20 protein-coding genes are annotated in these 21,365 nt (G+C 61.9%); 10 read left to right on the forward strand and 10 right to left on the reverse strand.

What is annotated here, in order from left to right:
* Positions 1 to 50 precede the first annotated feature (50 nt).
* Genes GC127_RS00560 through GC127_RS00605 form a run of 10 tightly spaced genes read left to right on the forward strand, consistent with a single transcriptional unit; the run spans position 51 to position 12,069 of the window.
* Positions 51 to 1,232, forward strand: a complete 1,182-nt coding sequence (locus GC127_RS00560) for an acyl-CoA dehydrogenase family protein (RefSeq protein WP_037239533.1) — start codon at positions 51 to 53, stop codon at positions 1,230 to 1,232.
* Positions 1,229 to 2,008: an enoyl-CoA hydratase/isomerase family protein gene (locus GC127_RS00565; RefSeq protein ID WP_151975938.1), complete on the forward strand. Its 780-nt coding sequence runs from the start codon at positions 1,229 to 1,231 to the stop codon at positions 2,006 to 2,008. The genes GC127_RS00560 and GC127_RS00565 overlap by 4 nt, the downstream gene beginning before the upstream one ends.
* A gap of 9 nt (positions 2,009 to 2,017) precedes the next feature.
* Entirely contained in the window at positions 2,018 to 3,178 is a 1,161-nt protein-coding gene (locus GC127_RS00570) for an acyl-CoA dehydrogenase family protein (protein ID WP_009819984.1), read from the forward strand.
* 26 nt (positions 3,179 to 3,204) lie between these two features.
* Positions 3,205 to 4,596, forward strand: a complete 1,392-nt coding sequence (locus GC127_RS00575) for a phenylacetate--CoA ligase family protein (RefSeq protein WP_151975937.1) — start codon at positions 3,205 to 3,207, stop codon at positions 4,594 to 4,596.
* The gene (locus GC127_RS00580) at positions 4,593 to 6,200 is read left to right on the forward strand and encodes an acyl-CoA carboxylase subunit beta (protein ID WP_151975936.1); all 1,608 of its coding nucleotides are present in this window, start codon (positions 4,593 to 4,595) and stop codon (positions 6,198 to 6,200) included. Before GC127_RS00575 ends, GC127_RS00580 begins: the two co-directional genes overlap by 4 nt.
* Positions 6,201 to 6,210: 10 nt before the next feature.
* Positions 6,211 to 8,217 carry a biotin carboxylase N-terminal domain-containing protein gene (locus tag GC127_RS00585; protein ID WP_151975935.1) on the forward strand — a complete coding sequence of 669 codons (2,007 nt, stop codon included), beginning with the start codon at positions 6,211 to 6,213 and terminating at the stop codon, positions 8,215 to 8,217.
* A 4-nt stretch (positions 8,218 to 8,221) separates the two neighbouring features.
* Positions 8,222 to 9,181, forward strand: a complete 960-nt coding sequence (locus GC127_RS00590; protein WP_009819988.1) for a hydroxymethylglutaryl-CoA lyase — start codon at positions 8,222 to 8,224, stop codon at positions 9,179 to 9,181.
* 12 nt (positions 9,182 to 9,193) lie between these two features.
* A complete protein-coding gene (locus tag GC127_RS00595) occupies positions 9,194 to 10,108 on the forward strand; it encodes an SDR family NAD(P)-dependent oxidoreductase (protein ID WP_151975934.1) in 915 nt (304 codons plus the stop codon).
* Positions 10,108 to 10,902 (forward strand): citryl-CoA lyase, encoded by a 795-nt coding sequence (locus GC127_RS00600; protein ID WP_009819990.1) that lies wholly within the window; start codon positions 10,108 to 10,110, stop codon positions 10,900 to 10,902. Before GC127_RS00595 ends, GC127_RS00600 begins: the two co-directional genes overlap by 1 nt.
* A gap of 3 nt (positions 10,903 to 10,905) precedes the next feature.
* The gene (locus tag GC127_RS00605; protein ID WP_009819991.1) at positions 10,906 to 12,069 is read left to right on the forward strand and encodes an acyl-CoA dehydrogenase family protein; all 1,164 of its coding nucleotides are present in this window, start codon (positions 10,906 to 10,908) and stop codon (positions 12,067 to 12,069) included.
* Between the two features lie 144 nt (positions 12,070 to 12,213).
* Here GC127_RS00605 and GC127_RS00610 read toward each other — a convergent pair whose 3' ends face one another.
* The 10 genes from GC127_RS00610 to GC127_RS00655 form a co-directional block, all read right to left on the reverse strand.
* Positions 12,214 to 13,410: a phenylacetate--CoA ligase family protein gene (locus GC127_RS00610; RefSeq protein WP_254656514.1), complete on the reverse strand. Its 1,197-nt coding sequence runs from the start codon at positions 13,408 to 13,410 to the stop codon at positions 12,214 to 12,216.
* Between the two features lie 27 nt (positions 13,411 to 13,437).
* Positions 13,438 to 14,247 carry an enoyl-CoA hydratase/isomerase family protein gene (locus GC127_RS00615; protein WP_151975933.1) on the reverse strand — a complete coding sequence of 270 codons (810 nt, stop codon included), beginning with the start codon at positions 14,245 to 14,247 and terminating at the stop codon, positions 13,438 to 13,440.
* Between the two features lie 33 nt (positions 14,248 to 14,280).
* Positions 14,281 to 15,432, reverse strand: a complete 1,152-nt coding sequence (locus GC127_RS00620; protein WP_009819994.1) for an acyl-CoA dehydrogenase family protein — start codon at positions 15,430 to 15,432, stop codon at positions 14,281 to 14,283.
* Positions 15,432 to 16,553, reverse strand: a complete 1,122-nt coding sequence (locus tag GC127_RS00625) for an acyl-CoA dehydrogenase family protein (RefSeq protein WP_009819995.1) — start codon at positions 16,551 to 16,553, stop codon at positions 15,432 to 15,434. Before GC127_RS00625 ends, GC127_RS00620 begins: the two co-directional genes overlap by 1 nt.
* Positions 16,540 to 16,989 carry a MaoC family dehydratase gene (locus GC127_RS00630; RefSeq protein WP_009819996.1) on the reverse strand — a complete coding sequence of 150 codons (450 nt, stop codon included), beginning with the start codon at positions 16,987 to 16,989 and terminating at the stop codon, positions 16,540 to 16,542. Before GC127_RS00630 ends, GC127_RS00625 begins: the two co-directional genes overlap by 14 nt.
* A complete protein-coding gene (locus GC127_RS00635) occupies positions 16,986 to 17,705 on the reverse strand; it encodes a transglutaminase family protein (RefSeq protein WP_151975932.1) in 720 nt (239 codons plus the stop codon). Before GC127_RS00635 ends, GC127_RS00630 begins: the two co-directional genes overlap by 4 nt.
* A 66-nt stretch (positions 17,706 to 17,771) precedes the next feature.
* Positions 17,772 to 18,908, reverse strand: a complete 1,137-nt coding sequence (locus GC127_RS00640; RefSeq protein WP_009819998.1) for a CaiB/BaiF CoA-transferase family protein — start codon at positions 18,906 to 18,908, stop codon at positions 17,772 to 17,774.
* A gap of 10 nt (positions 18,909 to 18,918) precedes the next feature.
* Positions 18,919 to 19,776: a MaoC/PaaZ C-terminal domain-containing protein gene (locus GC127_RS00645; RefSeq protein ID WP_199861136.1), complete on the reverse strand. Its 858-nt coding sequence runs from the start codon at positions 19,774 to 19,776 to the stop codon at positions 18,919 to 18,921.
* A gap of 23 nt (positions 19,777 to 19,799) precedes the next feature.
* Positions 19,800 to 20,951, reverse strand: a complete 1,152-nt coding sequence (locus GC127_RS00650; RefSeq protein WP_151975931.1) for a thiolase — start codon at positions 20,949 to 20,951, stop codon at positions 19,800 to 19,802.
* Positions 20,952 to 20,954: 3 nt separating this feature from the next.
* Complete coding sequence (locus GC127_RS00655) at positions 20,955 to 21,338, reverse strand: Zn-ribbon domain-containing OB-fold protein (RefSeq protein ID WP_009820001.1); 384 nt, start codon at positions 21,336 to 21,338, stop codon at positions 20,955 to 20,957.
* Between the last annotated feature and the right edge of the window lie 27 nt (positions 21,339 to 21,365).

Genomic DNA, 21,365 nt, shown 5'->3' on the forward strand with positions numbered 1-21,365 from the left:
TTCGTTAGATTTTTGGAAAGAAGAATTTTCGGTCACGGGGGGCAGCACCGATGCAATTCCAGCCAACAGAAGATCAAAAGGCGTTTCGCGAAACCGCGAAGCGATTCGCCACCGAAAAGCTAGCGCCCGGCTACCAGCAGCGCGCAAGCGGCCACACCTTTGATCGCGCGCTGATCAGGAAAATGGGCGCACTGGGTCTAATCGGTGCCGATCTGCCCGAGGCATTCGGCGGGCTTGGCGAAAGCTCCGTCACTGCGGGACTCATAGTTGAAGAGATCGCCTATGCCGATTTCAACGCAAGCTATGTCCAGCTTCTCGGCTCTCTCATGGGGGGAATGGTGGCCAAGCACGCCTCCAAGGATATCGCGTCGGAATGGGTGCCCAAGGTTGTCTCGGGGGATGCCGTCATCGGTCTGGGCCTGACGGAGCCGCGCGGCGGATCGGATGCGGCGAACCTGGTTCTCAAGGCCACCAAATCCGGCAACGGCTGGCGGCTGAACGGCGAGAAGACCTCGATGAGCTTTGCGTCCCAAGCCGACGCAGCCGTGGTGTTTGCACGCACGGGCGATCCTGACGGGGGCTCGCGCGGGGTCAGTGCCTTTTTCATCGATCTGAATCAGGAAGGCATCACGCGCACCCATTTTGACGACATCGGCACCAAGCCGGTTGGGCGCGGATCGGTGTTTTTTGACGATATTTTTGTTCCGGCCGAAAACATGATGGCCGAACAGGACCGCGCCTTTGGCACGATCATGGCGGGGTTCGACTATTCCCGCGCGTTGATCGGGCTGGAATGCCTGGGCGCAGCGCAGGCATCGGTGGATGAAACCTGGGCCTATGTCAGGGAACGCGAGGCGTTCGGCACCCCCATCGTACAATATCAGGGCGTGAGCTTCCCGCTGGCCGAGGCCGAAACCCAACTGACCATGATGCGGCAGCTTTGCTATTACACGCTGGACCTGCGCGACCGCGGCTTGCCGCACACCTCCGAGGCGGCGATGTGCAAGTGGTACTTGCCCAAGACCGCCTGCGAGATCCTGCATCAGTGCCTGATCCTGCACGGGCATTACGGATACACCACCGACCTGCCCCATCATCAGCGCTACAACGACGTGCTGGGCCTACAGATCGGTGACGGCACTGCGCAGATCCAGAAACTTGTGATCGCGCGCGAAAAGGTCGGCCGCGTGGCGCTGCAATACGACAAGAAGGCGAAGGGAGTATCGAAATGAGTGATCCCGTCGCCGTAAGCATCGAAGGTAGCGTAGGCATCATCGAGTTGGCGCGCCCCGAGAAATTCAATAGCCTCTCACTCGAGGTGCATGAATGCATTTCGAACGCGCGCGCCAGCTTCGAGGCCGCCCGGAATATCCGGTCGATCCTGATCCGGGCGCAGGGCAAACATTTTTGCACGGGCGCCGATCTGACTGAGGTGAAGGGCAAACTGACCGACCCCGCCGCGCTGGACCATTTCATCTCCTTCGGCATGAAAAACCTGCGCGCGCTCGAGTCGAGCCCGCTTCCTGTCGTGGTAGCGGTGCAGGGCTTGTGTTTGGCCGGCGGGATCGAACTGATGCTGGCATGCGACGTATGCTTTGCCGCCGAAACCGCCCAGTTTGGCGATCAACACGCACAATTCGGCCTGATCCCCGGCTGGGGCGGGTCGCAGCGGCTGACACGTCTGATGGGGCTGCGCCGGGCGCTCGACCTGATGTTCTCGGCCCGCTGGCTCAAGGCGGACGAGGCCAGAGAGGCTGGTCTGGTCAATTACATCGTGCCGGATGCCGAGTTGCACAAGGCCGCGCTGAACTATTGCCAGACCATCGCTACCCGCTCGCGCCGCGGTATCGCCGAAATGAAACGGCTGGCGCGGGAAGGTGCGGACCTTGGCATCGACCAGCAGATGCGGCTTGAGCGCGATGCAGCCGTGCGCGCGCTGCCCGGCGATGACGTCGCCGAAGGGCTAGATGCTTTTGAGGGCCGGCGCAAACCGGCTTTTCAGTGTTGAGGAAGAACCATGGATTTCACCCTGAATGACGAACAACGCCAGATCTACGAATACGGCGGCCAGTTGGCGCAAAAATTCGACAATGATTACTGGCTGCGGCACGCGCGCAAGCACGAGTTTCCGCACGAGATGTTCCGGCAGATCGCCGATGACGGCTTTCTGGGCATCATGGTTCCCGAAGAATACGGCGGTGCCGGGCTTGGCATGACAGAGATGGCCCTGTTCATGGAGGGCACGGCCAATCACGGCATTCCGTTGCTGATGATGGTGGTCGGCCCAACCATGTCACTGGCCCATATCGCCAGCCACGGGACCGACTTCCACAAGAAAGAGCTGCTTCCGGCCGCCTGCCGGGGCGAAATCCAGTTCTGTTTCGCGATCACTGAACCGGGGGCCGGGTCCAACACGATGAAGACCACGACGCTGGCCAAACGCCGGGGCAACCGGTTCAGCCTGTCGGGGGAAAAGACCTTCATCACCGGGGCCGACGTGTCTGACTATTGCTTGGTGGTGGCGCGAACCAAGCCGCACACCGAGGTCAGCCGCAAGACCGACGGGTTCACCCTTTTTGCCGTGGACCTGAAAAAGAAGGGCGTCGCGCAACAACGGGTGAAGATCTCGATCCCCCTACCCGAAGAACAGTGGACCCTGTTTTTCGACGAGGTGGATCTGGGTCCCGAGGACGTGGTCGGCGAGGTGGACGAAGGGTTTTCCATCCTGTTCGACAGCCTCAACCCCGAACGCATCATCCTGGCCGCGCTGTGCTGCGGCATCGGCCGCTTCGCCCTGAACAAGGGGGTGGCCTATGCCTCCGAGCGCAATGTTTTTGGCCAGCCTATCGGCGCACATCAGGGGGTGCAACACCCGATGGCCAGGGCGCATACGGCGGTCGAGATGGCCAGCCTGATGACCCGCCGCGCGGCATGGGAGTTCGACAACAAGCTGCCGGCGGGAGCCTCTTCCAACATGGCGAAATATGCCGCCGCCGAAGCCGGGATCGAGGCTGTGGACGCAGCACTTCAGGCGCATGGCGGATCCGGCTTTACCGAGGATACGGGGCTTTACGAAATGTATCCATTGGTGCGGCTGCTGCGCACCGCGCCGGTGAACCGCGAACTGTGCCTCAGCTTTATCGGCGAAAAGGTCATGGGCCTGCCAAGATCTTATTGATCTCACCGTCTGTCAGGGAGAACGACATGCAATTCGGAATGCGCTTCCGGCGGCAAGACGCCGCCGACAAGGTGAACGATCGCTTCTGGCACGAAATCGAGGGCACCTCCCTCAACGACGTGCGCCGCATCCAGGAAGAGCGGCTGCGCGAGCAGATGGCCTATCTCAAGGCGAACTCGACATTCTATCAGGAGAAGTTCGCCAAGTCGGGTGTGGATTTCGACGATATCCGAACCATCGAAGATATTCAAAAATTGCCTTATACCTACAAGACCGAGATCCGCGAAAGCCTGGCCACCGAGCCGCCCTTTGGCAAGCACCGCGCCGCGCCCATGGCCGATATCATCCAGATGCAGGCCTCGTCGGGCACCACCGGCAGCCCCTCATATGTTGCCCTTACCGAATCCGACGCCGAGATGTGGCACGAGATGACTGCGCGCTGCTTCTTCGCCAACGGGGTGCGTCCGGGCGATTTGGTGCTGCACGCGTTTTCGCTGGCCAAGGGTTTTGTCGGCGGTATCCCGATAATGCAGGGGCTGCAATACATGGGCGCGATCGATGTGCCGGTGGGGGCGGATGGCGGTGCCGAACGGCTGCTGCGCGCCTGTGACGACATCCACCCACGCTGTATCGTCGGGGCACCGAATTTCGTGTTGCACCTAGCCGAAAAGGCTCCTGAAGTGCTTGGTTGCAAGGCCAGTGAACTGGGTGTCGAACGGGTGGTTGTGGGCGGCGAACCGGGTGGCGGTATACCGGCGATCCGCGCCAGGATCGAAGAGGCCTGGGGCGCCAAGTGCACCGAAATGCTGGGTGGCACCGATCTGGGCGTGACCTATTGGGCCGAATGCGACGCGCAGTCGGGGATGCATATGGTCAACATGGACTATGTGCTCACCGAACTGCTCGACCCCGAAAGCGGCGAGATCATTCCATGGCAAAAAGGCGCTCAGGGCGAGATGATCTATACCGCGCTTGGCCGACAGGCGTGCCCGCTAGTCCGGTTCCGGTCGGGCGATTATATCGAGGTCATCGACACCGAATGCTCCTGCGGGCGCACCGGCCCCAAGATCCGCTGCACCGGGCGGACCGATGATATGCTGATCGTGCGCGGGGCCAATGTGTTCCCTTCCGCGATCAACAGTGTGATCACTGAAATGGCGCCGGAAACCAATGGCGTCATGCGGATCGTGGCGGATTTCGAAGGCCACACCACCCAGGACGCGCTGAAGGTGATCGTTGAACGCGGTCCCGGTCGCGATCCGGCGGATGACAACGCCCTCAAGAAGAAGATCGAGCAGCGCTTGCGCGATGCCCTCGTCTTCAAGGCCGACGTTCACCTGGTGGCGCCTGACACGTTCGAAAAACCCGGCGCCGCCAAGGTTGCCTTTGTTCTCAGAAAGTATCCTGACCTGCCATGACCAGAATGAAATCCCTGCTCGACACCAGGTCCGACGACTTCCGGGCAAATGACGCGGTTTACCGCGAAAAGGTCGGCGAGTTGCACGCTCTGCGGTTGCAGCAACGCGTCGGTGGCCCGGAAAAGGCGCGGGAACGGCATGTGAGCAAAGGCAAGATCCTGCCGCGCGAACGGATCGAGCGGCTGATCGACCCGGGCACGCCGTTTCTTGAGATCGGCGAGCTTGCCGGGCTGGACAAATATGACGGCGTGCCGCCGGGCGCGGGCATCATCACTGGCATTGGCGTGATCGAGGGCCGTCACTGCATGATCATTGCCAACGACGCCACCGTGAAGGGCGGCACCTATTTCGGCATGACCTGCCGCAAACACGTCCGCGCACAACGCATCGCCTGGAACAACCGCCTCCCGGTGATTACCCTGGTCGATTCCGGCGGGGCGTTCCTGCCCGAACAGGCGAACATCTTTCCCGATGATGGGCAGTTCGGTTCGATCTTTCATCAGCAGATCGGCATGTCGGGCGACGGTGTGCCGCAGATCGCCGTGGTCATGGGGCCCTGCACCGCGGGCGGGGCCTATATCCCGGCACTTTGCGACGAGGTGGTGATCGTGCGCGGGCAGGGTTTCATGTATCTGGGCGGGCCGGAGCTGACCTTTGCGGCGACCGGCGAAACGGTCGATGCCGAGACGCTGGGCGGTGGCAAGATGCATTCGTCCGTCTCTGGCGTGACCGACCACCTGGCCGAGGATGACGCGCACGCGCTGGCGATCACCCGCGAGATCGTCAGCCATCTGGGCGAAAAGGCTCTGCCCCGCAAGACGCCCATCACCCCGCGCCCGCCCGCCTACCCGGTCGAAGAAATCTATGGGCTGGTCAGCCGCGACCCGAAGGTGCCCACCGACAACCGAGAGATCGTCGCGCGCCTGGTGGACGACAGCGATTTTCACGAGTTCAAGCCGCTTTACGGCGACACGATCATGACCGGCTGGGGGCGCATCCATGGCCACGAGGTGGGCATTCTGGCCAATACCGGCGTGCTTTTCGTCGAGGCGGCGCTGAAGGCCACGCATTTCATCAATCTCTGCGTGCAGCGCGATATCCCGCTGCTGTTTCTCGCGGATGTGAACGGTTTCATGGTCGGCCGCGAGGTCGAGCAGATGGGCATCGCCAAGGCGGGTGCCAAGATGATCACCGCCATGTCCTCGGCGCGGGTGCCGAAATTCACCATCATCACCGGCGGTTCCTACGGGGCGGGGTATCTGGCCATGCTTGGCCGACCGTTCCAGCCGGACGCGATGTTCGCCTGGCCCACGGGCCGGTCCGCGATCATGGGGCCGGAACAGGCCGCCAGCGTGCTAGCGCAGGTGCGCGCCCAGATCAACGAACGCGAAGGCAAGAAATGGACACCCGAGGAGGAAGAGGCCTTCAAGGCCCCTATCCGCAAGGACTACGAGGATTTCCAGGGCGCCTACAACTTCGCCTCGAACCTCTGGATCGACAGCGTGATCGAGCCGTGTGAAACGCGCGATGTCATGGCGCTGATCCTCGATCTGGCGTCGCGCAGGCCCAGGGTCGAAACCCATTTCGGCGTGTTCAGGATGTGAGGCGGATCCCATGAAAATCAAGACGCTTCTCATCGCCAATCGCGGCGAAATCGCCTGCCGGATCGCGCGCACCGCGCGGGTCAGCGGCATCACTCCGGTCGGCGTGCATTCGCAGGCCGACGCCAACGCGCTGCATGTCCGCGAGATCGGCAAATCCGTCTGCATCGGTGCCGGTCCCGCCTCCGAGAGCTACCTGAAGATCGACGCAGTCATCGCCGCCGCGAAATCCGTCGGCGCGGATGCGATCCATCCCGGCTATGGCTTTCTTGCCGAGAACCCCGATTTTGCCCGCGCGGTCGAGGCCGCGGGCATGATCTTCATGGGGCCGACGCCCGAGACGCTGGAACGTTTCGGCGACAAGGCCAGCGCCAAGGCGGCCGCCGTGGCCGCCAGCGTTCCGGTGATCTCGGGCGCGCAGGGCGCGCGCTCGGACCCTCGGGAAATCGCCGAGGAAGTGCGCAAGATGGGCCTTCCGGTGCTGCTCAAGGCGGTGGGCGGCGGCGGCGGGCGCGGGCAGCGGCTCGTGACCGACGAGGCCACGCTGGAGGAGGACATCGAGGGCGCGCTGCGCGAGGCAAAATCCACCTTCGGGTCCGAGGGCCTGCTGCTCGAACGCTTCCTGCCCGAGGCGCGCCATGTCGAAGTGCAGATCGCGGGTGACGGCAAGGGCCATGTGGTGCATCTGTTCGAACGCGACTGCACGCTTCAGCGCCGCCACCAGAAGGTCATCGAAGAGGCCCCGGCCTGGGGCCTGCCGCGCGCGCTTCTGGATGAGATTGCGCATGATGCGGTGCGACTGGGCGAGACGCTCCACTATCGCGGCCTGGGCACGGTGGAGTTTCTGGTTGCAGGGGACAAGTATTACTTTCTCGAAGTGAACCCCCGCATTCAGGTGGAACACCCTGTCACCGAGGCAATCACCGGGCTCGATCTGGTCGCGCTGCATCTGCGTATCGCCGAAGGTGCGGGCCTTGGCCTTGTGCAGGGTGATCTGAAGATCAACGGTCACGCCGTCGAGGCCCGGCTTTATGCCGAAGACCCGGCGATGCACTTCGCCCCTTCGACGGGGACATTGACCACGCTCAGCCTGCCTGACGGGTTGCGCATCGACAGCGGCGTTGAGCAGGGCGACGCGGTCACGCCCTATTACGATCCCATGATCGCCAAGCTGATCGTGCATGCGCCCGACCGGGAAACCGCGCTGGCGCGGCTGGCGACAGCACTCGATCATGTCGCGGTGGAGGGGGTTGAGACCAACCGCGCCTTCCTCAGGGCGCTGGCGGGCAACGCTGAATTCGGGCAGATGCAGGTTCATACCCGGTGGATCGACGGGCACCTCGACGCACTGACGCAGCCACGCGCCCTGTCCCGTCCGGAACTTTGGAAAGCCGCCGCCGCCATTCTCTTTGTGGCAGCGTTGCGCCGCGATGCAGAGGCAGATCCCTGGACCAACCGTGACATTTTCACCGGTTGGCGGCTTGGCTTGGGCGGCGATGCGATCGAGGCGGGACAGCGTGTGACCCTCACGGATTCCGTCGGCATATCAGAGGAATTGCGCGTCGGACCCGTCAAACCCAAAGACAGATACACGGTCCTTTCGGAAAACGGCGATGCGGTGACCCTGACAGCGCGTGAAATCACGCCGGGCCGCTGGCGCCTGAACGAGGGCGATGCCGTCCTTCTGATCGACGCGCGGCAGCACGCCGGGGTGATCGAACTGGACACGCCCGAAGGCCGCCTGATCTTCCGTCCGGCGGCCCCGCTTGACTTCGTTGGCGGAGATGCGACGGCGGATCGCTCCGTGACCTCGCCGCTGACCGGCCTGATCGTCGAGATCAAGGTGGCAGAGGGCCAGACTGTGGCCGAAGGCGACGTGATCGCCGTCCTGGAATCCATGAAGCTCGAAATCTCGATTCGCAGCAACGCCGCTGGCACGGCCAGCAACATATCCGTCTCGAATGGTGATATGGTCGATCGCGGTCAGGTCATCGCCGAAATCCTAGCACCCGAGGAGTGAACACATGAGCGATTTTCCAAAATTCGTCGAATTTCGCGAAGAGGGCCCGCGGGAGGGCTTTCAGATCGAGAAGAAGATCTATCCGATCGAGCAGCGAATCGAATTGATCGACATGCTCAGCGAGACCGGGCTGAAACGCATTCAGGTGGGCAGTTTCGTCAGCCCGAAATATGTGCCGCAAATGGCCGATACCGGCGAGTTGTTCCAGCGTATCAAGCGCAGGCCCGGCGTGAACTACACCGGGCTCTGGTTGAACGACAAGGGCTTTCGGAAGGCGCTGACCGCGCATGAGGTCGATATCGACGCCCGCCTGCTGTTCTACCCGTCCGAGGCTTTTGCGCAGGCCAACAACAACTGCTCCGCCGCCGAAATGCGCGAGAAACAGCGCGAGTGGGTCCGAATCTATAAGCAGGAGGGCTACACGGTCGATGCTGCCTATGTGATGACGGCCTTTGGCTGCAACTATGAAGGCCCGATCCCGCAAGAGCGCATCCTTGATGATTTCCGCTTTATCCTGCAGATTTGCGAGGAAGAGGACATTCCGGTCCCGATCCTTGTCATCGCCGACACCATGGGCTGGGGCAACCCCGAGGCGGTCAAACGCATGATTGGCGCGCTGCGGGATCTGGCGCCGGATGCGCGGATCGGGATGCATATCCATGACACGCGCGGCCTTGGCATTGCCAATCTCTATGCGGCCCTGTCGATGGGGGTGGACATGTTCGAAAGCTCGATCGCCGGGCTGGGCGGTTGTCCGTTCGCTGGCCACGGCCACGCGCGCGCCGCAGGCAATGTCTGCACGGAGGATGCCGTGTTCCTGTGCCACGAGCTTGGTATCGAGACGGGAATTGATCTCGACAAGCTGATCGCGGCGGCGCTCAAGGCAGAAGAAATCATCGGCGCGCCGCTCATGGGTCGGGCCATGCATAGCGGCGGTCTGGACAAATATCGCAAGGCAAGTTGAGGAGGGAAAAACATGGCAAGGGCACTTGAGGGAAAGGTGATCCTGGTCACCGGGGCAGGTGGCGGGATCGGTCGCGATATTGCCTTGATGGCAGCGTCCGAAGGGGCCGCGGTGGTGGTCAACGATCTGGGCGCGTCGCTGAAAGGCACCGGCCAGACCGAAACCGCGGCGCAGAAGGTCGTCGGGGAAATCAAGGCCGCGGGGGGCGATGCGATCGCCGATGGCGGGTCGGTCGCCGATCCCGACGCCGCGCGCGCGATGGTTGAGGCCGCCGTCAAGGAGTTCGGCCGCATCGATGCGGTGGTGAACAATGCCGGCATCCTGCGCGACGGGTTCTTCCACAAGATGACCTATGAGGATTTCGACGCGGTGGTGAAGGTCCACCTTTACGGTGCCTTCAACACATCCCGCGCCGCCGCCGATTACTTCCGCGAACAGGAAAGCGGGGCGCTGGTGCATATGACCTCGACCTCGGGGCTGATCGGCAATTTCGCGCAGGCGAACTATTCCGCCGCCAAACTGGGGATCGCGGCGTTTTCCAAATCGGTGGCGCTTGACCTCAAGCGCTGGAACGTGCGCTCGAACTGCATCGCCCCCTTCGCCTGGAGCCGCATGATCTCGTCGATCAAGACCGATACGCCCGAGCAGCAGGCGCGGGTCGAGAAGATCAAGCAGATGACCCCTGCGAAGGTCGCGCCGATGGCCTGTTTCCTGATGAGCGACCGCGCGGAAGGCGTATCGGGCCAGATCTTCGGGGTTCGCATGAACGAGATATTCCTGTTCAATCAGCCCCGCCCGGTGCGATCCGTCCATTCGAGCGATGGCTGGACAGCAGATGAAATCGCCGAGCGCGCCATTCCCGCACTCAAATCGCAATTCACACCGCTTGAGGTTTCGGCGGATGTCTTTTTGTGGGATCCGGTCTGATGGGAAAACGCAAGGAAAGGATCAGCTCGAACATCGGCTGGAGCACCCCCGACAAGATCTGCGTGCGCGGCCTTGACCTGCCGAACGAGATTCTGGGCCACATGAACCTGGGCGATCTCGCCTTTCTGCAACTGACGGGCCGCAAGGCGACGCCCGAGGAAAGCCGGGTCTTCAACGCCATCGTGATCACCTTGGTGGAACATGGCATCACGCCTTCGGCGCTGGTCGCGCGCATGACCTATATGGGCGCGCCGGAATCGCTTCAGGCGGCGGTGGCGGCCGGGCTGTGCGGGCTGGGCACGGTCTTTGTCGGCTCGATGGAGGGCGCATCGAAGATGCTCTATGAGGCGCTGCCGCAGGACAGGCTCGGCACCGGCGCCGATCTGGATGCCATCGCTGCGGATACGGTAGAAAAACTTCGCGCCCGCAAGGACATCGTGCCCGGGCTGGGCCATCCGGTGCACAAGCCGGTTGACCCGCGCACCCCACGCCTGTTCCAGATTGCGGCCGAGAACGGAAAATCCGGCGAATATGTCGAACTGATCCAGAAGATTCAGGGCGTGGCCGAGGCGAAATCGGGCAAGATGCTGCCGATCAACGCGACCGGCGCCATTGGTGCGATCTGCTGCGAATTCGGCTTTCCGTGGAAGATCGTGCGCGGCTTCGGTGTGATGGCGCGGGCCATCGGGCTGGTCGGCCATATCCTTGAAGAAAGCGAGAACCCGATTTCCTTCGAACTGTGGCAACGCGCCGAAGAGGAGATCCTCGAAACCTCCGGCCCCGGAGCGAAATAGGCGATGCGGACATCGGCCCCTGAAAAGCATAATGACCTGCGCGACGCCCTGCGCGCGCTTTGTGCGCAGTTCCCGCCGGAATACCATCGCGAAGCCGCCGCCGCCGAGACCTACACCGAGGCGTTTGTCCATGCGCTGACCCGCGAGGGCTGGCTTGCCGCGATGATCCCCGAGGAATATGGCGGCTCGGGCCTTGGCTTGACCGAGGCCTCGATCATCATGGAAGAGGTCAACCGCTGCGGCGGCAATGCGGGCCATTGCCACGGGCAGATGTACAATATGGGCACGCTTCTGCGGCACGGCTCGGACGCGCAGAAGCAGAAATACCTGCCCGGCATCGCCAGCGGCGCGCTGCGCCTGCAATCCATGGCCGTGACCGAGCCGACCACCGGAACCGACACCACCAAGCTCAAGACCACGGCGGTCAGAAAGGGCGACCGCTACGTGATCAACGGCCAGAAGGTCTGGATCAGCCGCATCCAGCATTCGGACCTAATGATCCTGCTCGCCCGCACCACGCCGCTGAGCGAGGTGAAGCGGAAATCCGAGGGGCTGTCGATCTTCATGGTCGATCTGAAAGAGGCTATCGGAAGCGGCATGGAGGTCCGCCCCATCGCCAACATGCCCGGCCACGAGACCAACGAGGTGTTCTTCGACAATCTCGAAATCCCCGCCGAGAACCTGATCGGCACCGAAGGCAGGGGCTTCTACCACATCCTCGACGGGCTGAACGCCGAACGAACCCTGATTGCCGCGGAATGCATCGGTGACGGCTACTGGTTCGTGGACAAGGCGCGCGCTTATGCTGGCGAACGGATTGTGTTCGATCGCCCCATCGGTCAGAATCAGGGTGTGCAGTTTCCCATCGCCCGCGCCTATGTGAATGTCGAGGCTGCCAACCTGATGCGCTTTGAGGCGTGCCGGCGTTTTGACGCCGGGCTTGATTGCGGGGCGCAGGCGAACATGGCCAAGCTGCTGGCGGCCGATGCCAGCTGGGAGGCGGCCAATGCCTGCATCCAGACGCATGGCGGTTTTGGCTTTGCGCGCGAATACGATGTCGAGCGCAAGTTCCGCGAGGCCCGGCTGTATCAGGTGGCGCCGATCTCGACCAACCTGATCCTGTCCTATGTGGCCGAGCATATCTTGGGTATGCCGCGGTCCTTTTGAACTAAGGAAGTTTCAGCAGATCAATCCTGGCGTGCAGGGGCCTTGCCGTACGCGCCAGATTCAGGGACGACCGGAACGGGCGGCGCGCTTTCATGACCGGTCGTTCCAGCACTTGACGACCATCCCGGACTGGATCGTGAGGGATCAGACGTCTTTCGCGTTCACGATCAGATCTGCCCCTTCCGGTAGTTCAGCCAACACATTAACTGCATCGGCGCGGATTCTTGCGTGCTGCTTGAATGCCTCGGCAGCTGCAGCCACGGCGGTAGCGGAATCGGCACCGCTTTCCAGGACGAGCGATAGGCGGATGATGTCGCGGTCGTTCTCGCGCGTCACCACGGCTTGCGCGGCCCTGGCGCCCGGCGTTGCGATGACGACCTCCTCGATGACGCGCGGATAGACGAAGATCTCGCGCACCTTCACGGCCGCGCCGACCCGGCCCTGCAAGGCGGAAAGGCGGCGGACGCCGCCATCCTTGTTGCTTTCAAGGGCGAATGCACTGTCGCCGGTGCCGAAGCGGATCATCGGCCAGGTGGCGTCGCGCGCGGTCACCACAACCTCGCCCGGCTCGCCATGGGCCACCTGCGCGCCGCTGACCGGATCGCAGATCTGCACCACCCGATCAGGATGGACCACATAGCCCTCGCCGCCATCCTCATAACCGACAAGGCCCAGATCGGCGGTGGCATAGGCGGCCCAGGTGGAGACGCCATACTCGGCCTCGATCCGGCGGCGCTTGGCCATCCAGTCGCCCATCTCACCGCCCAGAAACGCGGTTTTCACCTTCCAGGCGTCGCGCCCATAGGTTTCGATCACCTTGTCCGCCAGCGTCAGGAAGAAAGCGGTCGATGCGCAGATTGAGGTAACGCCGACCTCGACAATGATCTGCGCCTGAAGTTCGGTATTGCCGACGCCGCCGGGGATCACCGTCGCCCCCGCAGCCTGCGCCGCTTCGTCGAACAAAAGCCCCGCCGGCACGAGGTGATACATCCAGGTGTTCAGGATGATGTCTCCTGCACCCACGGCGGCCGTCTTGAACAGCAGATCCAGACCATGCCCCCCCGCTCCGGGAAGTGTGGGTTCGAAGATCGGGCCGGGCGAGACGTAGATCCGCCCGATATCCTTGAGATCAGCGGCGAGGAACCCGCCGAAGGGCGGGGTGTCACGCTGGAGCTTGAGAAGCTCTTCCTTCTTCATCATCGGCAGGTGCGACAGATCCGCCAGGGATGTGACGGCGGCCGGATCGAACCCGACCGCCGCGAATCGCGCTTTCAGGCCCGGGGCCTTTTCGGCCGCGGCGGCATAGGCTTGTGCGATGTCCCGGTAGATATCGTCAGACATGACCATGCCTCCCTGACCGTGTGTGGATCAAAGCGGGCAGTCCTTGCGGAAATTCGGCGCGCGTTTTTCGCGGTGCGACAGAACCCCTTCCTTAACATCCTCGCCCATAAAGCCGAGCATTTCCAGCGCCGTCGAGGCATCGAAGATCGGCCCGGCCTGGCGCAGCCAGTTGTTGAGCGAATACTTAGTCCAGCGAATGGCGCTTTGCGAGCCGTTCGATAGTTCCACAGCCGTGTCCAGCGCGATCTGTTGCAACTCGTCATCCTCGACGCACATCGACACAAGACCGATGCGCTCTGCCTCTTCGCCGGAAACCGGCTTGCAGGTCATCAGATAGTATTTCGCCTTGGCCATCGAGGTCAGCAGCGGCCAGATGATCGCCGCGACGTCGCCAGCGGCAACGCCCAGGCGCGGGTGACCATCGACGATCTTGGCCTTTTTCCCGGCGATCGAGATGTCGGCCAGGATGGCAACAACAAGGCCGGCACCAGCGGCAGGGCCATTGATGGCGGAAATGATCGGCTTGTTGCAGTTGATGATGTTGTAGACGAGGTCCTTGGCCTCTTTCCACGTCTTCATGATCTCGTAGGAATTGCCGATCATGTTCTCGATCAGGCTGAAATCGCCGCCGGCCGAGAATGCATTGCCCGCGCCGGTGACGATCACTGCATTGATGTCGGGGTCGCGGTCGATATCGATCCACATATCCGTCATTTGAGTGTGGGTTTCCGCGTCCACGGAATTGAATGACTCGGGACGGTCGAATGTGATGCGCAGGACGCGATCAGCCGGGTAGTCGAATTTCATCTTGTGATATTTTGCGTAACGGTCCGACATGATTCTGTTCCTTCGTTTGATGTCAGTGTGGGTTCAACCAGGCAGTCCAAGGACGGCCTTGGACACGATGTTGCGTTGAATCTCGTTCGATCCGCCGTAAATCGTTGTCGGGCGGGCCTTGTAGAAGTTCGACAAGACATCCACGCTTACGTTGCCAACCTGAAGCGGGCCAACAGTGCCGCCATCGGGTCCGGCCGCCTCGATCATCAGTTCGCTGATGCGCTGAAAGCACTCGGTCACCCAGATCTTGAGCATAGAGACATCCGCGCCCAACGTTTCGCCTCGCTTGAGTTGGTCGGCAAAACGGGCGTAAAGCGCGGCGTGATCTTCAACATCTAGCGCGGCTTGGGCAAAACGGTCGCGGAATACCGGATCGTCGAAAGCGCCACGGCTCCGGGCGAAGCTTTCAAGCTGACCCAGGGCGTTCTGGGCCAGGCTTGGCGAACCGATGAAGATACGCTCGAAACTCAAGAGCGCCTTGGCCATCGTCCAGCCCTCGTTCAGCTCGCCCACAAGGTTCTCGCGCGGGGTGCGGGCATTGTCCAAAAAGACCTCGCAAAACTCGGGTTCCCCCGAAAGCGTCGTGATCGTACGCACATCGACGCCGGGCTGATACATCGGCGCCAGAAGAAAGCTGATGCCTTGCTGTTTCTTTGGCGCATCCGGATCGGTCCGCACCAGCATGAAGATATGCGTGGCATCATGCGCCATTGTGGTCCAGATCTTCTGGCCGTTGATGACAAAATCGTCGCCGTCGATCTCTGCGCGGGTGCGCAGGTTGGCCAGATCCGACCCGGCTCCGGGTTCGGAATAGCCCTGACACCAGATGTCTTCGCAGCTCAGAATGCGCGGCAGCCAATAGTCTTTCTGCTTCTGGGTGCCGAACTTGATGATCAGCGGACCGACCATCTGGACACCCATGTCACGCCCACGGTTCACGCCCCAGAGCTGCTGTTCCTCGTAGAAGATCAGAAGCTTGGACGCGCTCAGCCCCATGCCGCCATATTCCGTGGGCCAGGCCGGGGCAACCCACCCCTTGGCGTGAAGCTTGCGGTGCCAATGCTCGATTTCGGAAAATTTCGGACGGTACGGCAGATGTCGCAGATCATCGGGGTATTCCGCCTCAAAGAACTGCCGGATCTCCTTTCGAAATTCCGCGTCGCTCATTGCGTTCCAGTCGGTCATTATGCTGCCCCCTCTTCTTCGCGCGTCTCGAACCAGATCCTTCGGTGATGGGCGTCGTCGCCCAGCCAAGCCGACAGGACGAGCGCGCGGTTCAGGTAAAGCCCGATATCATACTCGTCTGTATAGCCGACCGCCCCGTGCATCTGGATCGCATCTCGCGTGATCCTCCTGGCGGCGGTGACCGCACGCGCCTTGGCACGGCTGGCAAGCCGCGTGCGGATCTTTTGGTCGGTTTCGCAGTCCATCTGCGCGAGAACTTCGCGCACGGTCGCCTGTGCAACCTCACGCATGATGTGCAGGTCCACGGCGCGGTGCTGAAGAACCTGAAACGTCCCGATGGGCTTGCCGAATTGCTCGCGGGTCTTGATGTAGTCCAGAGTAATTTCGAATGCGCGATCACTCAGGCCCACAAGCTCGGCGGCGGCCAGCGCCGTTGTATCGCTGATCGCCTCGGCGAGCGCATCCTGGACCGCGGAACCCTCAGCCAGTTGCTCTGCCGGAGTTCCGGAAAACGAAAGCTCGCCCAGCGAACTGCCGTCGGCCTGCACGCGCTTGTCGAAGGAAAGTCCGGCCGCGGTGGCCTCGGTCAGGACCAGAACCGGACCATTGTGCCCCCTAGCCACGACAAGGAAACCATGCGGCCCGGCCGCGCCGACAACCCAGGCCTTGCTGCCGGTCAGTTTTCCGTCTGCGTAGCGGCATGTCGCATCAGCGGGCGCTCCGCCCGGGCCGCGTTCCTGCCAGGCCACCGCCAAGGTAGTTTCGCCGTTGATGAGCTGCTCCATCTTCGGATGATCCGGGCGAAGGCGACGCAGAAGGCCGAGGCTCAGCCCGATCGTCAACACCACCGGTTCCGGGGCGATCACGCGGCCGACTTCCTCGGCGATGACGCCCCCGGCGGCGAGGCCCATGCCAAGCCCGCCATTTGCTTCGGGCACCGTCACGCCGAAAACGCCGGCCCCAGCCAGTTCACCGATCATGTCCGAATCCCAGCCGCCACTGGCGTCACGCAGTTTTCTGGCCCTTCCACTTCCGCCAGCCCGTTCAAACAGGGTGCGTGCGCTCTCGCGCAGCAGGCGAAGGTCTTCCTGGTCGCTGGAAAGCATATCAGTCTGTGTCATTTCGTTTTCGCTTCATCATCAATGGGGCGTCAGCTGAAAGAACGACCTCGCCCTTGGGGTTCCTGGCGCTGAGCGTATAGTGCATAACACCTCGGTCGGGCTTGCTTTTGGACGGCGTGACCGAGTTGATCGTCATTTCGATATCGAGGGGTTCATCCGGGCGGACAGGCAGCAGCCAGCGCAGATTGTCAAAGCCCATGCCGCCTATGTTCGCCATGCCGGTCATCAAATCCGTCACGACAGGTTTGAACACCTCAAGCACGGTCTGAAATCCCGAGGCGATCAGGCTGCCATGTATCGCGGTCGCATAGTCTTCGTCGGTGTGCAGCCGTTGCGGGTCCCACTCCTGGGCAAAGGCCTTTATGGACTGTGCGCTCATCGGGGCGCTGCGAAAGTGAAACACCTGGCCAGGTGCGAAATCTTCCAAATACTTCACGTCGCCGGCTCCGCTCCAAAAGCGGAATCATACCCGCTCGAATCTCTGGAAATCCGAACGCGGGTGAACTCCTCCAGTTTCGGATAGGTTTCCTTGAAGGCCTTCAGGAACTCACCTATCGGCGCATCGACATAAAGACCCCGGTCGTTCACATACTCCATGTGGCGCTGGTCCTGTTCGTCGAACTCGTGGAAAAGAGCGTCATGATAGCCGTCAAAGACCAGAGGCTTGACCCCGAATCTTTCACACATCTCTATGTTGAAAGCGGGTGTTACCTTGTAAGGTTCACCACCCAGCCACAGTTGAACGTAGCCGTGATAGATAAAGAGATCGGTCCCCATCAGCTCCTGCAGCTTGGGTGTATTCAGGTGGTTGCGCACATCTGCGAACCCCAAAGCGGCGGGGATACCGACGGCGCGCAGACAGGCTGCAAGCAGGATTGCCTTGGGGACGCAGTACGCTGCCTTCACCCCAGCGATCCGGCTGGCACGGTAGGAATCTTCATCCAGCGCAAAACAATACGGGTCGTAACGGATGTCGTCGCGAACCGCCTCGAACAGGCGGATCGCCTTGTCTCGTTTGGTCGCGCCCACAGGAAGATTGCGCAAAGCCGATGTGACGAAACCCTGCACTTCGAGGCTGTCGCTTTCAACAAAGTGCGACGGCATGACATAGCGCTCGGCCTCCGCCGGCAGGTCGTCGTGGGGCTGGGCCAATGGACCTCTCCATCTTTTTCTAACAATTGTTAGATTACAATCCGGAAACCTGCGGGTCAATGAGATTTATTCTGTCTTTCGCAAGTTCTGGCCAAAGCGGGTATTATCTTCCCCCAAGGCCGCAGCACGTCCGGCCGAACCTGCCGCAGATCGGAATTCCGGAGCAATTGGCAGCGGCAGCGCCGGTACCTCCCGACCAGAAATGTTCAGCTTTCGCGCGAATACGCCGCGTGCGATAAAATGCGGATCCGCCGCAGCTTCGGCGGGCGTTTTCACGACGGAACAACAACAGTCCGCCGCGGCCAGCAAAGACTCCCAATGGGTCGAGGGCTGGTCGCCCAGACGGCGCGTCACTTCCGCAACACTGGCATTGGGGTCGGACCAGTCATCACGAAGCTCCTGCGGCAGGCCGATGACATCGCAGAACGACTGCCAGAACTTTTCTTCCAACGCGCCAACGGCAATCTGACGTCCATCCGCAGCCGTATACAGCCGATACCGGGCCAGACCGCCTGTCAGGCGGTTGTGGCCGCTCTCGATGTTCTGCCCGGCGATCACAGCTTCGGCATGGGCCCAGTAGGCAAAGGCAAACGCCCCCTCGGACATGGCGATATCCAGATGCGTCCCCTGACCGCTTGCCTGCCGCGCAATCAGGGCCAGCAGGATATTCACCACCGCCGGATAGGTTCCGCCCCCGATATCAGCGACCAGCCCGAAGGGTATGGTTGGCTGGGCATCCGGGCCCCGGCTCAACGACAGAATCCCCGAATCGCCCACATAATTGAGATCGTGCCCGGCAGTCGAAGCCTTCGGGCCGGTCTGTCCATAGCCGGTGATCGAACAATAGATGAGACCGGGATTGATCTCGCGCACGGCCTCGTATCCCAGACCGAGCCGGTCCATCACTCCGGGGCGAAATTGCTCTACCAGAACATCGGCCTTTTCAAGCAAAGGGCGTAGAACATTCATTGCGCCCTTTAACTTGAGGTCGATTGCCACCGACCGCTTACCGTGATTCAAAACAGCGAAGCCAATGCTCTCCCCGTCTATTTTCGGCGCGGTCAGGCGCGCATCCTCGCCCGTGCCCGGACGCTCGAACTTGATAACCTCGGCCCCGGCTTCGGATAACATGAGCGTGGCCATCGGGCCGGGAAGAAGGGTACTGAAATCCAGCACCAGGATATCCTTGAGCGGCTGTGTCATCGTCCCTCCCTCACGCGAAACGCGCAGCCCCGTTGTTTAGAACCACCACGTCGCGGGCCGGGATCGAAGCGCGGAACCGGGCCTCGCCACCCTCTTCCCAGATATCAAACCGCACGGTCTCGCCGGGATAGACCGGGGCGGAAAACCGCACGTCCAGCCCGACAAGCCGGGCGGCGTCATAATCGAGCAGCGATTTGAGGATCGCCCGCGCCGCCAGACCATAGGTCGCAAGGCCGTGCAGGATCGGGCGGTCGAACCCGACCGAACGCGCCACATCCGGGTCGGCATGAAGCGGGTTCATGTCACCGCTAAGGCGGTAAACCAGCGCCTGGCGCGGCAGTGTTTCGATATCGCAGACATGATCGGGCGCGCGGTCGGGCAAGGCCGCCGGGGCCGGGCCGGGCCTGTTTTCGCCACCGAACCCGCCATCGCCGCGGCAGAAGGCCGACATCGCCACGCGAGCCAGCTTGTCGCCGGTGTCGGCGTCAATGATGTCGCGGCTTTGATAGATGACGGCGCCCCTGCCCTCGCCCTTGTCGGAAATAAAGTCGATCCGGGGACGGCCGATGATGTTGCCCTTGACCGGCAACGGTTTGTAGATATCCAGCCATTGTTCGCCGTGCAAAACCTTCTGCCAGTTCACCCCGGTTTTCGGATTGCGCAGCCAGAAGCCCGGATACCCCATCGTGACCGCCATCGAGGGAACGGCCCTCAGCCCATCTTCATAGACGAAGGCCAACTCTTTCCTGTCGGTCGGATCCTCGCCGAACCCGAGGCCGAGCGCATAAAGGATCGTATCCCGCTCGGTCAGCGTCTGCTCGATCTCTTCGAAGTCCCAGTTCGATAGCGCGTCGAAATCCAATGGCATGATATTTCCTCCCTCGATCGCTGTCAGAGCGTGTTTTGCGAACCCAAGATTGCCGTGACCTGACTGGACAGTACACCGCCGTTCCCATGCGCCAGCGCCAGGTCGACATCCTTCAACTGAATGCCGGGTGCATCACCACGGATCTGCCGCGCCGCCTCGATCACGGTGAAAATGCCATACATGCCGGGATGCACACAGGACAAACCCCCGCCATTGGTATTCACCGGCAAGACCCCGCCCGGCGCGATGCGCCCGCCCTCGACAAAGGCACCGCCCTCGCCCTTGGCACAAAAGCCGAGATCTTCCAGAAATAGGATCGTATTGATAGTGAACGCATCGTAAAGCTCGACCGCTTGAATGTCCGAAGGCGACACGCCCGCCGCGGCAAAGGCGCGTGCGCCCGACTCGCGGGCGGCGGTCACGGTGAAATCCTTCATCTGCGATATTTGCCGGTGCGAGCTTTCCGCCGCGCTGCCCAAAACGTAAACCGGGGCCTTAGGGAAGTCCCTGGCACGGTCGGCGCGAACCATCACGATCGCCCCGCCGCCATCGGTGACAAGACAACAATCGCGCACAGTCAACGGATCGCCCACCATACGCGCGCCCAAAACATCCTCGCGGCTGAGCGGGCCGCGCTCGAATGCCTCGGGGTTGTGCTGCGCCCAGGCCCGCGCGGCCACGGCCACATCGGCCAGTTGCTCGCGGGTGGTGCCGTATAGGTGCATGTGCCGGGCCGCTGCCATCGCATAGGCGGAAATCGGATAGCGCGGATTATAGGGCGCCTCATAGGCGGGCGGGCGCGAGGCCGTCACCAGCTTGCCCGACGCGGTGCGCTGGTTGGAGCCATAAACGATCAGCGCCACATCACACAGGCCAGCCTCCAGCGCCATTGTGGCGGAGGTCAGGTAATTCACGAAGGACGACCCGCCCGTCATGGTGCCGTCGATGAACCTGGGCTGAATGCCCAGATATTCGGCCGCCATAAGGGCAGGCATGCTGTCTTCCATCATGGTGCAGAACAGACCGTCCACATCGGACAGCTTCAGCCCCGCATCGCCAAGTGCCGCAAGTGCGGATTGCGCCATGACATCATAGGCCGTCAGCCCATATGCCTCGCCGAAACCCGCGTGCCCGGTTCCCACAATGGCGGATTTTCCCCGAAGTTTAGCGGTCATGAGTTATACCTCCACTGGCTTGAAAAGCACAGCCGGTTGGCCCTCGGCCTCGCCCACGAAGGCTGTCACGGCCATGTCGATGACAATGTCACCGGGGGCAATGCCTTCGACCCGGCTCATCATCCGAACGCCTTCCTCCAGTTCCACCACGCACACGTTATAGTCGCCGCCGCGCTCGGGCTTCTGACGCACGACAGTGGTGGTGTGGACCCGGCCCTTGCCGCTGGCGGGATGCCAAGAGATCGCGGTCCCATGGCAGTGCGGACACAGGACCCTTGGAAAGAAATGATAGGCTCCGCAATCATCGCACCTGGGCAGCATGATCTCCCCGTTTGTCAGCGCGCGTTGGAATATCTGGTCTGGTCCTGTGGCGTCCGGCACCGGCATTCTCCTCAAATGGTCCATTCCTGGTTA

Origin of the sequence: Roseovarius sp. EC-HK134, assembly GCF_902498815.1 — a bacterium.
GTDB lineage: Bacteria > Pseudomonadota > Alphaproteobacteria > Rhodobacterales > Rhodobacteraceae > Roseovarius > Roseovarius mucosus_A.

Bases quoted from the DNA above. Each gene is read 5' to 3' on its own strand.
- GC127_RS00560 (WP_037239533.1), top strand. From the start codon at position 51: ATGCAATTCCAGCCAACAGAAGATCAAAAGGCGTTTCGCGAAACCGCG.
- GC127_RS00565 (WP_151975938.1), top strand. From the start codon at position 1,229: ATGAGTGATCCCGTCGCCGTAAGCATCGAAGGTAGCGTAGGCATCATC.
- GC127_RS00570 (WP_009819984.1), top strand. From the start codon at position 2,018: ATGGATTTCACCCTGAATGACGAACAACGCCAGATCTACGAATACGGC.
- GC127_RS00575 (WP_151975937.1), top strand. From the start codon at position 3,205: ATGCAATTCGGAATGCGCTTCCGGCGGCAAGACGCCGCCGACAAGGTG.
- GC127_RS00580 (WP_151975936.1), top strand. From the start codon at position 4,593: ATGACCAGAATGAAATCCCTGCTCGACACCAGGTCCGACGACTTCCGG.
- GC127_RS00585 (WP_151975935.1), top strand. From the start codon at position 6,211: ATGAAAATCAAGACGCTTCTCATCGCCAATCGCGGCGAAATCGCCTGC.
- GC127_RS00590 (WP_009819988.1), top strand. From the start codon at position 8,222: ATGAGCGATTTTCCAAAATTCGTCGAATTTCGCGAAGAGGGCCCGCGG.
- GC127_RS00595 (WP_151975934.1), top strand. From the start codon at position 9,194: ATGGCAAGGGCACTTGAGGGAAAGGTGATCCTGGTCACCGGGGCAGGT.
- GC127_RS00600 (WP_009819990.1), top strand. From the start codon at position 10,108: ATGGGAAAACGCAAGGAAAGGATCAGCTCGAACATCGGCTGGAGCACC.
- GC127_RS00605 (WP_009819991.1), top strand. From the start codon at position 10,906: ATGCGGACATCGGCCCCTGAAAAGCATAATGACCTGCGCGACGCCCTG.
- GC127_RS00610 (WP_254656514.1), bottom strand. From the start codon at position 13,410: ATGTCTGACGATATCTACCGGGACATCGCACAAGCCTATGCCGCCGCG.
- GC127_RS00615 (WP_151975933.1), bottom strand. From the start codon at position 14,247: ATGTCGGACCGTTACGCAAAATATCACAAGATGAAATTCGACTACCCG.
- GC127_RS00620 (WP_009819994.1), bottom strand. From the start codon at position 15,432: ATGACCGACTGGAACGCAATGAGCGACGCGGAATTTCGAAAGGAGATC.
- GC127_RS00625 (WP_009819995.1), bottom strand. From the start codon at position 16,553: ATGACACAGACTGATATGCTTTCCAGCGACCAGGAAGACCTTCGCCTG.
- GC127_RS00640 (WP_009819998.1), bottom strand. From the start codon at position 18,908: ATGACACAGCCGCTCAAGGATATCCTGGTGCTGGATTTCAGTACCCTT.
- GC127_RS00645 (WP_199861136.1), bottom strand. From the start codon at position 19,776: ATGCCATTGGATTTCGACGCGCTATCGAACTGGGACTTCGAAGAGATC.
- GC127_RS00650 (WP_151975931.1), bottom strand. From the start codon at position 20,951: ATGACCGCTAAACTTCGGGGAAAATCCGCCATTGTGGGAACCGGGCAC.
- GC127_RS00655 (WP_009820001.1), bottom strand. From the start codon at position 21,338: ATGCCGGTGCCGGACGCCACAGGACCAGACCAGATATTCCAACGCGCG.